At 36.3% G+C, this 12428-nt stretch carries 12 protein-coding genes; 7 read left to right on the top strand and 5 right to left on the bottom strand.

Features of this window, described 5'->3' with window-relative positions; translation table 11 throughout:
• Positions 1-113 precede the first annotated feature (113 nt).
• Positions 114-509, bottom strand: a complete 396-nt coding sequence (locus FEDK69T_RS08455; RefSeq protein WP_023573733.1) for an OB-fold protein — start codon at positions 507-509, stop codon at positions 114-116.
• 93 nt (positions 510-602) lie between these two features.
• Here FEDK69T_RS08455 and FEDK69T_RS08450 point away from each other — a divergent pair, with 93 nt between their 5' ends.
• The 4 genes from FEDK69T_RS08450 (at position 603) to FEDK69T_RS08435 (ending at position 5685) form a co-directional block, all read left to right on the top strand.
• A complete protein-coding gene (locus FEDK69T_RS08450; RefSeq protein WP_023573732.1) occupies positions 603-959 on the top strand; it encodes a hypothetical protein in 357 nt (118 codons plus the stop codon).
• Positions 960-966: 7 nt separating this feature from the next.
• Positions 967-1509, top strand: coding sequence for a YceI family protein (locus tag FEDK69T_RS08445; protein ID WP_023573731.1), 543 nt, complete (start codon positions 967-969; stop codon positions 1507-1509).
• A gap of 100 nt (positions 1510-1609) precedes the next feature.
• Positions 1610-3532, top strand: a complete 1923-nt coding sequence (locus tag FEDK69T_RS08440; protein WP_023573730.1) for a transglutaminase-like domain-containing protein — start codon at positions 1610-1612, stop codon at positions 3530-3532.
• Positions 3533-3537: 5 nt separating this feature from the next.
• Positions 3538-5685 carry a hypothetical protein gene (locus tag FEDK69T_RS08435; protein WP_023573729.1) on the top strand — a complete coding sequence of 716 codons (2148 nt, stop codon included), beginning with the start codon at positions 3538-3540 and terminating at the stop codon, positions 5683-5685.
• Between the two features lie 35 nt (positions 5686-5720).
• On the opposite strand, the gene FEDK69T_RS08430 is transcribed toward FEDK69T_RS08435, so the two are convergent.
• Positions 5721-6680: an ion channel gene (locus FEDK69T_RS08430; protein WP_023573728.1), complete on the bottom strand. Its 960-nt coding sequence runs from the start codon at positions 6678-6680 to the stop codon at positions 5721-5723.
• 87 nt (positions 6681-6767) lie between these two features.
• Between FEDK69T_RS08430 and FEDK69T_RS08425 the strand changes: the two genes are divergently transcribed.
• Entirely contained in the window at positions 6768-7247 is a 480-nt protein-coding gene (locus tag FEDK69T_RS08425) for a GyrI-like domain-containing protein (RefSeq protein WP_035630783.1), read from the top strand.
• Between the two features lie 65 nt (positions 7248-7312).
• Here FEDK69T_RS08425 and carB read toward each other — a convergent pair whose 3' ends face one another.
• Together carB and rpmH are read right to left on the bottom strand one after the other, a co-directional pair.
• Positions 7313-10165, bottom strand: a complete 2853-nt coding sequence (carB, locus tag FEDK69T_RS08420; RefSeq protein ID WP_023573726.1) for a carbamoyl-phosphate synthase large subunit — start codon at positions 10163-10165, stop codon at positions 7313-7315.
• A 114-nt stretch (positions 10166-10279) separates the two neighbouring features.
• The gene (gene rpmH, locus FEDK69T_RS08415; protein ID WP_008464848.1) at positions 10280-10441 is read right to left on the bottom strand and encodes a 50S ribosomal protein L34; all 162 of its coding nucleotides are present in this window, start codon (positions 10439-10441) and stop codon (positions 10280-10282) included.
• A 252-nt stretch (positions 10442-10693) separates the two neighbouring features.
• Here rpmH and FEDK69T_RS08410 point away from each other — a divergent pair, with 252 nt between their 5' ends.
• A complete protein-coding gene (locus FEDK69T_RS08410; protein WP_023573724.1) occupies positions 10694-11209 on the top strand; it encodes a hypothetical protein in 516 nt (171 codons plus the stop codon).
• Between the two features lie 144 nt (positions 11210-11353).
• On the top strand, positions 11354-12058 hold the full coding sequence (locus FEDK69T_RS08405; RefSeq protein WP_023573723.1) for a TlpA family protein disulfide reductase: 705 nt from the start codon (positions 11354-11356) through the stop codon (positions 12056-12058).
• Here FEDK69T_RS08405 and FEDK69T_RS08400 read toward each other — a convergent pair whose 3' ends face one another.
• On the bottom strand, positions 12059-12424 hold the full coding sequence (locus tag FEDK69T_RS08400) for a sulfite exporter TauE/SafE family protein (RefSeq protein ID WP_023573722.1): 366 nt from the start codon (positions 12422-12424) through the stop codon (positions 12059-12061).
• Positions 12425-12428: the final 4 nt, after the last annotated feature.

The following is a 12428-nucleotide window of genomic DNA, read 5'->3' as shown; positions in this document are numbered from 1 at the left end:
AGACTTATCATTTTCGGAACTATGCCTTTGCAGGAAACATTGATTATATCATTCTTCGAAAAAACTGGTGAACCAAAAGAAAAAGAGTCAAAGTTGCAAATACTCTCTTAATATTATTCCGATTCAAGTACGCATTGATCCATTTTCATCTCTTCGAGCAAATCGTCATACCCCATAAAACGCCCTTTAATTTTCACCTTGGACTGCAGCTTAATTTCTTGCGGCAATTTATCTTTAAAAACCGCAAACATTTTTTCATCAATAACCAACGAATTACCTGCCACATCCATACTGGAAATGGTTCCTGTCACATCTATAGTCTTATCGAGGTACTTTGCATTTGCCTTTGCTTCATCCGCTTTAAATTCCTTGTGAATATCATCGGCAGTAACCGTAAAACTCCCTTTTTCAGAGGCAATATCACGGTGGGATTTATAGACATAAGAATAAACCAAATAACCTGCAATTATGATTAAAATCAAAAATATTGCTATTCTACTTTTTTTCATATTACTTGACCATTTCTTACAAATTTAACTAAAATATTTTTCACTTTAACAATAAAAATTATAACTTTAAGAATATATTTCAACATATCAAAAATGAATATTTCAAAAAGTATTGTAGTAGGTATTTTTGCAGTAGCATCATTGAGCTGTACAAACGACTCAGAGTCCGATTTGATCGACAATAATACCGACGAGGTAACTTATAACGGCACCGTAAAGACAATAATCACACAGAACTGTATCAATTGTCATTCGCAGCCTCCTCAAAACGATGCACCAATGTCACTAATCACATATGATGACGTAAAGAATGCCGTTTTAACCCGTGGCTTAATTGCCCGAATATCGAGTAACGACCCGGCTTTTTGGATGCCACGCGATGGACAACGACTACCACAGTCGCAAATTAATCAGATAATAGCCTGGAAAGACGCAAATTTCCCTGAATGAAAACACCATGAAAACAAAATTAATTTTAGCAATCCTTCTCTCCACAGCATTTTTAGGATTCTCCCAATCCAAAAAAATGACAAAAACCGGAGATGTAAAATTTGAAGCCTCAGTACCTTCTTTCGAAGAGGTAAAAGCTCAAAACTCAACAACAACAGTTGTCTTAAACACAGATAACGGCGATATAGCAGCCTTAGCCCTAATGAAGGGATTCCGGTTTAAAGTCGCGCTAATGGAAGAACATTTCAATGAAAACTACATCGAAAGCGACAAATATCCAAAAGCTACATTTAAAGGTAAAATCGACAATTTCGATATGTCTAAATTATCCGAAGCTGAAAAAGAATTTACTATTAATGGTACATTGGAACTGCACGGGAAATCAAAAAAAATAACAGCTCCGGCAAAAATCAAAAAATCGGGCGACTCAATTTACCTAACCTCTGCCTTCTCCGTAAATTCGGATGATTTCGCTATTGAAATCCCACAAATCGTAAGCAAAAAAGTTTCCAAAAAAGTAAACATCAACGTTGATTGCGTTCTCAAATAAACAAATTGAGTTAGATTAGCTACAAAAACGCTTTATGGAAAACATAAGGCGTTTTTTTATTATCAATTATTACATATATTCGCGTTAAAATTATATTAATATGACAAAAAAATTACTTTTTGCTTCACTAACCTTTTTCCTTTTTCAGTTTTCGTTTTCACAAAAAAACATAGACCCGACAACGGAGGATATTGCATTGGCAAAAAATTTACGTGAAAAATACAAGAAATCGGATATAGCTATTTTATCAAGTTCCGAAAACATCACGTTTGGCCTTAATGCCAAGGAAGAAAAAGTTACTGTTACCCAAAATATACGAGAAAATTTAATGAATGTTACGCATCGTGCCGACATTCAGAAATTTGAGTTTTATGACAGCGAGAGCGAAATAGAAGCTTTCCAGATGAAATTCAGAAATGACAAAAAGGCCGTTTTTATGGTTAATGATGAATTTTACAAAAGCGATGATTTGTTCTATAACGATGCGAGAGTAAAATACATGAATATCGACTTTCCTGTTCAAGGGTACTCCTATTTCTACGAACTCACAAAGAAATACAAAGACGCAAAATATTTTACCACTATCTACTTTAACGACGAATATCCCGTTTTAAAAAAAGAGATAACTATTACTGTCCCGAAGTGGTTGGAACTGGAGATTAAAGAGTTTAACTTTTCCGGATTTGAAATAAAAAAAGAGATCAAAAAAGATCCAAAATCCGAGGATACTGTTTACACATTTACGGTGGAAAATGTAGAGCCGGGTGCCAATGAAAAACTTTCTCCTGGTCCAAGCCATATCTATCCTCATATATTATTAATTGCAAAGTCCTACACCAAAAAAGATGTAAAAACAACACTTTTCAGTTCAACTGCTGATCTGTACAAATGGTACAAATCTCTGGTAAACATGATGAAAGAAGATCCTGCGGCACTTAAGGACAAAGTAAAAGAACTGACAGAAAAGGCAAAAACAGACGAAGAAAAAATAAAGAATATTTACTATTGGGTTCAGGACAACATCCGCTACATCGCCTTTGAAGACGGAATTGCCGGATTCAAACCTGACGAATCGCAAAACGTTTTCCAAAAACGTTACGGTGATTGTAAAGGAATGGCCAATTTAACCAAACAAATGCTGAAACAAGCTGGTTTCGACGCCCGATTAACATGGATCGGAACAAAGAGAATCGCTTATGATTACACGGTTCCGTCACTTTCTGTAGACAATCATATGATCTGTACCCTTTTCCATAACGGAAAAAAATATTTCCTGGATGGCACCGAGAAATTCAACTCTTTCGGTGAATATGCAGAACGCATTCAGGGGAAAGAAGTTTTAATTGAAGATGGAGACAATTTCATCATAGAAAAAATCCCAACTTCCAATGCATTAGCAAATACCGAAACTTTTACCGCTAAACTGCGCATCGAAAATGAATCCATAACAGGTAAAACCTCAAACTCATTCTCAGGAGAAAGCAGATCGGGCTTTTTGTATAGTTATAACAATATCAAAAACAACAACAAAGAAGAAGCACTTCACAATTACCTGACGGATAATGACAAAAATCTCACTATTTCTTCAGTAACCACTTCTGATTTAACCAACAGAGACAAAAAACTATCCATAGAATACGATATAAAAATTGACAATAAAGTTTCCCGTTTTGACAATGATATTTATATCGACCTGGATTTCAAAAAGGAATTCGATTACCTACTTTTCAAGGAGCGTAAAAACGACTTTGAGTTTTCGCATAAGGAAAATTACGAATCGCTGCTTACACTTGAAATTCCGACCGGATACAAAGTCACTAAATTACCTGAATCAGTATCCATCCAAAAACCTGATTACAACATTAGCATAAGCTATGAACTGGTTGGAAATGAAATCCGATATAAAAAGAATTTCGAATTCAAGAATGGCTTGGTAAAAGCATCTGATTTTAAAGAATGGAATGCATTTATCGAGAAAATGAATAAAATTTATAACGAACAAATCACTTTAACAAAATCATAATCAGCATGAAACCATCAATTCTGAAAGTAGCTTTATTGCTTTTTTCCGGAACAGTCTTCGCACAGGATAAGGCAGAAATAAAAGAATTTTTCTGGGGCAATAACGACACTTATAAAAATACCATTGACATCCCTGCAAAATGGAAAAACGAATCGGCAGTAATAATCTATAAAAATGAAGATTATGATTTTCACAAATTCGGAAAAAGTGTTACCTACCGATCTGCCATCAGAGAAAGAATAAAACTTCAGGATCAGGCAGCGGTAACGGAGTTCTCGGAATTCACCTATTCTGAAAAATCAAATCCCAGATATGGCACTGTGGTTAAAACAGTGATTGGTATCAAGGTTTTAAAACCGGACGGAAAAGAAATCGAAATCAATGTTGATAAAGAAGCTGTTACCGTAGACAATCATAAAAAAATTGCAATTCCTAATCTGGAAATCGGAGATGTTATTGACACTTATGAATACAGCACCGAATCTTTCCAGTCAACTTACGACTACGGATTCGATGAAGTAGAAAAAACATTGGGAGGAAAACACCCGATCATGAACTACAAATTAACTTTTCAAACCGAAAATGATTTCTTTGTAAATTTCAACACTTACAATGGTGGTCCGGAACTCAAAGAAATTCCGTTAGAAAAAAGAGGGGAACGAAAATATGAATTGACAGCCTCCGATCTTGAAAAAAACGATTTCCCGGTATGGTTTTATCCTTTGGTTGAATTGCCTTGCTACAAATTTCAGGTATTTTTTGCGCGTTCGGGTAAATTCGAAAAAATGGCCGATGCTTTCCTTCCTGAAAAAGAAGAAATCGTAAAAAAGACAGTATCAAAAGAAGATGTTCTTAACTATTACATGAACAAATTCAGACCATATGGTGATTTGGGAGACATCGAAAGATTTTTAAAAGGCAAAACATTTGCTACCAACGAAGAAAAAGTAAGAGCCGTATATTATTTCACCAGACACTACTACTACACAATGTATTTAGAAGCTTTTGTGGCCAAAGAATCGGAAATAATGTATCCTTTTTATTTATACGGAGCCAATCCTATTTTCTTCCGTTCAGATATTGCATTCATTGACCACTTCATGGCATTTCTTAAGGACAATAAAATTGAATATGATATTATTGTCGGTACCAACCGTCATAACGGACCTATTAAAGACTTATTGATTCAGGAAAATGCAACGGCAATTTTAAGAGTAAATACAGAAAATCCAATTTATATTGATTACTTCTCTCCATTCTCGGATTTGGATAAGTTTTCGGCACAATTGGAAAACACTGATGCTTATGCACTAAAAGTAACAAAACTGAAAAAAGTGGTTGATGTGGAAAATGTAAAACTTCCATCATCGACATACAAGGACAACACATCGAAACAGGTTACTAATGTAAAAATCAATGCTGACTTTAATGCACTTCAGTTAAATCGTGAAACAGCTTTGAACGGTCACAACAAAGATGAAGAGCAATCAGACAAACTATATTTCTTTGACTATGTAAATGAAGATTATACTAAATATGAAACCAAGTCACTTTTAGATCGTGTAAAGAACAAGAAGGACAAAGAAAAGTACACCAAAGAATTTGAAGCCCTTATAAATAAACTCAAAGACAAAAGAAAAGAAGAATTAACAAAAGAAACCGGAAACGAATATGGTGTCGAAATTGAAGATCATTCTCTTGAAATAAAAAACACGGGACGTTTCGGAAAAACAACTCCATTTATTTACAAAGAGGATTTCACCATTAAAAACAACCTGATTAAAAAAGCAGGTGAAAATTACATTTTTGAAATCGGAAAATTAATCGGATCACAATTTGAAGTGAACAAGAAAGAGAAAAACAGAACCAACAATATTTATTTTGCTTTCCCGCGTTCCTTCGATGATGAAATCATTTTAGAGATTCCTGAAGGCTACACGGTAACAGGAATTGAGAAATTGAACAAAACCGTAGAAAACGAAACTGGAGGGTTTACAAGTAAAGCCGTAATTGAAGGCAACAAACTAAAAATAAAAACTTTCAAGTACTATACCAATTATTTTGAGCCTAACAAAAACTGGCCAAAACTGGTAGACTTCCTGGATGCAGCTTATCAGTTTAATCAGGAAAAAATATTATTGAAGAAAAACTAAAAAAGAAGCCTTTCGGAAAATATCCGGAAGGCTTTTTAATTTAATGGCGCTGACTCAAACATATTCAATTTGTCAATAAAAAGTCGCGTGTGGGTATCATCATCACTCCTTGAATACATTGGGACAAATTTGGCGCCGTGAACAATCTCAGAAAAAGTATATGAGGTGCGTTTAACCACAGACGTACTAAACATATCATCAAAAACCCTTACATAAACCACTACTTCCCCATTAATTTTTTCAAAATCTTCTTTTGTGAAATTGTATAACGGGCTTTCTTCCGTAATAGGATGCACCAAAGTCCAACTCAACGTCAAAGCATTGATTCGCTGCAACTCCAGATCCAACGAATAAAACTTGTTCACCGTTTTCCCTTCTTCTTCCAAAATCATTCCTAGAGTCAATTGTGCTTGCGCTTCAGTAAGATTCGTATTTTTAAAAGGAGTCATCCGCAACATCAATGCATTGATATCTTTATAGGGAGCAATGAGCGCATTATCCGAAAAACGAATAAATGCTTTCGGTTTACTGAATCTTCCGTAAAATAAACCTGTTGCAATGGCAAAACTCAACAAACCAAAAAGCGCTTCCACCGAAGCAACAAAACTGGCCCAGAAACCTGTCGGACTAATGTGTCCATACCCCACAGTAGTAAACGTTTGTGCACTAAAGAAAAATGCCTGACCAAATTTATCTATTGGATTATCTGCCGTGATTCCGTTGAGATGCCCAACACCAATAATACAATAAACGCTGGCGAAGAAAAGGTTTACCAATAAATAAAAAAAGAAGATAGTCATCATAAATTTCCAACGGGGAACCACCAACATGGTATGATACCAGCTGATACTTTCCACCAATCCAATACCTTCTTTTTTAACGTTGGCATCTCCATCCTTCGTAATAAAACGACCTCCATAATTAGATGAATTTGTTCCAAATCCGGTATTGGCATCGGTTTTCGCTCTTGCGTTTATTCGTTTCAAAAAGGCCATGACGATATCTTTTTAGTAAAGCTATTAAATTTATGACAGATGATTTACATATTTTATTTGGTATTTTTGATTTATAAACCGAAACCAATGAAACCAAGAATAGAACTATTATCCGCAAAAAAACTGATCGGAAAGCGAAAAAACATGTCATTTGCAAAAAATACAACTTTCGAATTATGGAGAAGTTTCATGAGTACGCGAAAGGAAATTGAGAACGCGGTTGGCACCAATCTTTATTCAGTTCAGGTATATCCGGAAAATTATTTTAAAAAATTCAGTCCGAATACCGAATTCGAAAAATGGGCAACCATGGAAGTAAGCGATTTTGAAAATGTCCCGGATGAAATGGACTCTTTTAAATTACAAGGCGGATGCTACGCTGTTTTTACATACAAGGGATCAAGTACAAGCACCAAAATCTTCGACTATATTTTCACCAAGTGGTTACCTAATTCAGGATACCGATTAGACAACCGTCCGCATTTTGAAATTCTGGGAGAAAAATATAAAAATGCCGATCCGAATTCAGAAGAAGAAATCTGGATCCCCATCAAAGCAAAGGAATAATTCAACAATGTTTTAAAATAAAAAATCCCTCTTTCGAGGGATTTTCTTTTATCTGAATCTGAGTTTTATTTACTCAAATACATTTTTCTTCTTGAATACAATTCATAGAACTGATCGTCTTTCAGGTCATCAATAAACAAGATACTTTCTCCTGTTGATTTCATTTCAGGACCTAAAGCTTTGTTCACGTTTTTGAACTTACTGAAAGAGAATACCGGCTGCTTGATAGCAAATCCTTTTAATTGCGGATTGAAGTTGAAGTCAGTCACTTTATTGTGGCCCAACATTACTTTAGTCGCGTAATTTACATAAGGCTCACCGTAAGCTTTCGCGATAAAAGGAACTGTACGGGATGCTCTTGGATTCGCTTCGATGATGTAAACGATATCATCTTTAATCGCGAACTGAATATTGATCAGACCAACCGTTTTCAGTGCCAAGGCAATCTTTTTAGTATGATCCTTAATCTGTTGCATCACAAATTCACCGATGTTGAATGGCGGTAAAGTCGCGTTACTGTCTCCGGAGTGAACCCCACAAGGCTCGATATGTTCCATGATTCCGATGATGTATACATTTTCGCCATCACAGATTGCATCTGCTTCTGCTTCAATTGCACCATCCAAATAATGGTCTAACAATAATTTATTACCTGGGATTGATTTCAACAAATCGATTACATGTTCTTCAAGTTCTTGTTTGTTGATTACGATTTTCATTCCCTGTCCACCCAATACATATGAAGGACGAACCAATAACGGGAAGTCTAACTTATCAGCTAAAATTGAAGCTTCTTCAGCACTTTCCGCGATTCCGTATTTCGGGAACGGAATGTGCAGTTCAGTCAACAAATCAGAGAAACGCCCTCTGTCTTCGGCTAAATCCAACGCATCGTAGCTTGTTCCTAAAATCTTGATTCCGTATTTAGAAAGTTTTTCAGCCAATTTAAGCGCTGTCTGACCTCCTAACTGAACAATCACTCCTTCCGGTTTCTCGTGACGGATGATGTCGTAGATGTGTTCCCAGAATACCGGTTCGAAATACAATTTATCAGCTGTATCGAAATCTGTTGAAACTGTTTCAGGGTTACAGTTGATCATGATTGTTTCATAACCGCATTCAGCCGCAGCCAAAACTCCGTGAACGCAAGAATAATCAAACTCGATTCCCTGTCCGATTCGGTTTGGACCAGAACCTAAAACGATTACTTTTTTCTTATCTGTTACTATACTTTCATTGTCTACATAACGTGTTCCGTCGGCTTTTTCAATTTCCGCTTCAAACGTCGAGTAGTAGTAAGGTGTTTGCGCTTTAAACTCAGCCGCACAAGTATCAACCAATTTATAAACACGGTTCACACCCATTTGCTCGCGCAGATTGTACACCTGGCTTTCCAGACAGTTCATCATGTGAGCAATCTGACGGTCAGCAAACCCTTTTTGTTTCGCTTCCAAAAGCAATTCTTTTGGTAACGTATCTATTTTGTATTTTGAAACTTCCTTCTCCAATATGTACAATTCTTCATATTGTTTCAGGAACCACATGTCAATTTTAGTGATTTCGTGAATTCTGCTTAACGGAATTCCCATAGCAATCGCGTCATAAATTACAAATACACGATCCCAGCTGGCATGCGTTAATTTGTCGATGATCTGGTCGAAATTCGTGTAACCTTTTCCGTCAGCTCCCAAACCGTTACGTTTGATTTCCAACGACTGGGTTGCTTTATGCAAAGCTTCCTGGAACGAACGTCCGATTCCCATTACTTCACCAACCGATTTCATCTGAAGACCTAATGTTCTGTCGGCTCCTTCAAATTTATCGAAGTTCCAGCGTGGGATTTTCACGATAACGTAATCCAAAGTTGGTTCGAATAAAGCCGAAGTTGATTTTGTAATCTGGTTTTGTAATTCATCAAGCGAATAACCTAAAGCTAATTTTGTAGCGATTTTAGCGATTGGATATCCTGTCGCTTTTGATGCCAATGCAGACGAACGCGATACACGCGGATTGATTTCAATCGCAACAATGTCTTCTTTTTCATCCGGTGAAACAGCAAACTGTACGTTACAACCTCCGGCAAAGTTTCCGATACTTCTCATCATCAAAATTGCCATATCACGCATTCTCTGGAACGTTCTGTCCGAAAGCGTCATAGCAGGAGCTACGGTAATACTGTCTCCGGTGTGGATTCCCATCGGATCCATATTTTCGATAGTACAGATAATTACAACATTATCGTTCTTATCGCGTAATAATTCTAATTCGTATTCTTTCCAGCCTAAAAGCGCTTTGTCAATCAATACTTCATGGATTGGAGAAGCTTCCAAACCACGCGTTAACAAATCGTCGAAATCTTCTTTTTTGTGTACAAAAGCAGCACCTGTTCCTCCCAACGTAAACGAAGGACGAATTACAAGTGGGAAACCAAACTCCTGAGCAATTTCTTTCCCTTTAAGGAATGAATTTGCTGTTTTTGCAGGCGCAACCGGGATTTCGATTTTTTCTAATAATTGTTTGAACTGCTCTCTGTCTTCCGTGATATTGATGGCATTTACATCAACTCCGATCAATCGCACTCCGAAATCCGTCCAGATACCTTTTTCATCAGCTTCCAAACATAAATTCAAAGCGGTTTGCCCACCCATTGTTGGCAAAACGGCATCAATTTGCGGATGCGCTTTTAAGATTTCGATGATTGATTTTGTGGTAAGCGGTTTTAAATAGATATGATCGGCCATGGATGGGTCGGTCATGATAGTTGCCGGATTCGAATTAATCAAAATTACTTCGATTCCCTCTTCTCTTAAAGAACGTGCAGATTGCGATCCTGAGTAGTCAAACTCACAGGCTTGTCCGATTACGATAGGTCCTGAACCAATAATTAAAACCGATTTGATTGAAGTGTCTTTAGGCATTGTGTGTGTTGTTGTAGTTATTGAGACACAAAAACTGTGTCTTTATTATCTCTAAGGTACAAAAAAAGCGTTACCGATAAAAAGTAACGCTCTATGTCATGATTTAAAAAATCATTATTTTTTGTGTCTTGGCTCAGATGAAACCGTTAACTTATGTCTTCCTTTAGCTCTTCTGCGTGCTAAAACTTTTCTTCCGTTAGCAGAAGCCATTCTGTCCATGAAACCGTGTTTGTTTCTTCTTTTTCTTTTTGAAGGTTGGAACGTTCTCTTACTCATTGCTTTTTATCTTTAAATCGTGTTTTAAATATGTTCAGCTTTGAAATTAACCTCGCTTCAAAACCGAGTGCAAATATACAAAGACTTTTATTTCTAACAAGAGGTTTGAAATATTTTTTTTCATTCCCTGTCAGCTTGTTGTTTTTTAATCATTTAGAAATGCAAATTTAAGGATTTTCATTACTTTGAAAAAACTTTTTTTCAGTTGCCCTTTCTATTTATTACATTTGCAAACTTAAAAATAAAACCGCTATGTTTCACAGAAATATTAAATTGATTTTAGCCGGATTGGTTATCGCATTAGGAATTTGGCAATTTACCGAAGACAATATTGGAAACGGTATTTTCCTGATTCTTTTCTCTTCAATCTTTATTTTACTTTATTTCAAAAATGAATTTATCTTACTGGCTTTCCTTCAGTTGAGAAAACAAAACCTGGAAGGTGCAGGCAAATGGCTTGCCTATATTAAAAACCCGGAAACGGCTCTAGTTAGAAAACAACAAGGCTATTTTAACTACCTTAATGGAATCATGGTATCTCAAACCAATTTGTCGGCTGCCGAAAAATATTTCAAAAAAGCTATCGAATTAGGCTTGAACATGGATCAGGATTTGGCTTTAGCTAAATTACAATTAGCCGGAATCGCCATGACCCGCAGAAGAAAAGTGGAAGCTACCAACTTATTAAATGAAGCAAAAAAACTGGATAAACAAAACATGCTTAAAGATCAGATCAAAATGATGAAAGAGCAGATGAAGAAAATATAACTATTTGATTTACAGTATTTAAAGCGCTTTTTTTAGCGCTTTTTTTATTTCAAAATGTATCCTGACGACTATTTATGTTGCTCATCGGTAAAGCAAGTGATTCAGCGATATTAAGCGTAATTTTATCGATTCAAAACGATAAAGATGCTGAAATTTTACTTTAAAATTATAGCCTTTTACCTTCTGTCTTATACAGTTACCGCACAAGACAGCGCACATGAATTGCTTTCTTACAACATCCACAAAAACATAAAACCTTACATCAAAGAAGCTAATGCGGCATTCGAAAAAGGCGAAAACGAACTAGGGAAAACACTCCTCGATTCGCTCGTTCACAATTATCTCATCGGAACAACTTTTGATAATTTCAGCTTTCAGCGTATCAACAAAAAAAGACTTTTTCTCAACAAAGTAAAAAAACCTGTTTACCTTCTCACCTATTCTACTTGGTGCCTTACGGCAAACGGAGAAATTGAAGCACTAAACAAACTGGCAAAAAAATACAGAAAAAACATCCAGATCGTAGTCGTTTTCTGGAACAGAAAAGAGGAAATAAAAAAAATAGCATCGAAGTTTGAAAGTTCAATTGAGGTTTGCTACGCCCATGAAACATACAACAGAGACGATTATCTTGTATCAACTTTAAAACATACCTTAGGCATCCCAACCACCTTTTTAATTGACGAAGGGATGAATCTAATTGACATTCGCAGGGGCGGGATTAATTCAGGAACCAAAATACCTTACGAAGAATCCTTCGACCTCAACTACAATCGCTTTCATGATGCCGTCAGTCCTTTACTCATAAACGAAGCCAACATTAAGGACGGAAACGGGATTTCAAAATAACTATTTACCTAAAATCATTTTACCGGCAACAATCAACAACACTACTCCGAAAATTTTTTTAAGCATCTTAGCATCAATTGTAACCGCCAGTTTACTTCCGAAATAACCTCCAACCACAAAGAAGACCGCTATCAGGACAGCATATCTCCAGTCGAGATAGCCTTCTTTATAATAATTGTAAACTGCCGAAGCCGTCACCGGAAGCAACAAAACAGCCAAACTGGTTCCCTGGGCCGAATGTTGAGAAAATCCCAACAACAATAAAAGCGGAACCATTATTATTCCGCCTCCAATACCGACCAACCCGCTTAACATACCGGCCAGTAAGCCAATAAAAATCAAAGCAATAACTGTAGCTAATGTCATGGTT

The sequence above is a fragment of the Flavobacterium enshiense DK69 genome (assembly GCF_000498495.1).
In the GTDB taxonomy this organism is placed as follows: domain Bacteria; phylum Bacteroidota; class Bacteroidia; order Flavobacteriales; family Flavobacteriaceae; genus Flavobacterium; species Flavobacterium enshiense.
Note: the sequence above shows the minus strand (reverse complement) of the source record. Positions and strands in the feature narration are given on the sequence as shown.

Bases quoted from the DNA above. Each gene is read 5' to 3' on its own strand.
- FEDK69T_RS08455 (WP_023573733.1), bottom strand. From the start codon at position 509: ATGAAAAAAAGTAGAATAGCAATATTTTTGATTTTAATCATAATTGCA.
- FEDK69T_RS08450 (WP_023573732.1), top strand. From the start codon at position 603: ATGAATATTTCAAAAAGTATTGTAGTAGGTATTTTTGCAGTAGCATCA.
- FEDK69T_RS08445 (WP_023573731.1), top strand. From the start codon at position 967: ATGAAAACAAAATTAATTTTAGCAATCCTTCTCTCCACAGCATTTTTA.
- FEDK69T_RS08440 (WP_023573730.1), top strand. From the start codon at position 1,610: ATGACAAAAAAATTACTTTTTGCTTCACTAACCTTTTTCCTTTTTCAG.
- FEDK69T_RS08435 (WP_023573729.1), top strand. From the start codon at position 3,538: ATGAAACCATCAATTCTGAAAGTAGCTTTATTGCTTTTTTCCGGAACA.
- FEDK69T_RS08430 (WP_023573728.1), bottom strand. From the start codon at position 6,680: ATGGCCTTTTTGAAACGAATAAACGCAAGAGCGAAAACCGATGCCAAT.
- FEDK69T_RS08425 (WP_035630783.1), top strand. From the start codon at position 6,768: ATGAAACCAAGAATAGAACTATTATCCGCAAAAAAACTGATCGGAAAG.
- carB (WP_023573726.1), bottom strand. From the start codon at position 10,165: ATGCCTAAAGACACTTCAATCAAATCGGTTTTAATTATTGGTTCAGGA.
- rpmH (WP_008464848.1), bottom strand. From the start codon at position 10,441: ATGAGTAAGAGAACGTTCCAACCTTCAAAAAGAAAAAGAAGAAACAAA.
- FEDK69T_RS08410 (WP_023573724.1), top strand. From the start codon at position 10,694: ATGTTTCACAGAAATATTAAATTGATTTTAGCCGGATTGGTTATCGCA.
- FEDK69T_RS08405 (WP_023573723.1), top strand. From the start codon at position 11,354: ATGCTGAAATTTTACTTTAAAATTATAGCCTTTTACCTTCTGTCTTAT.
- FEDK69T_RS08400 (WP_023573722.1), bottom strand. From the start codon at position 12,424: ATGACATTAGCTACAGTTATTGCTTTGATTTTTATTGGCTTACTGGCC.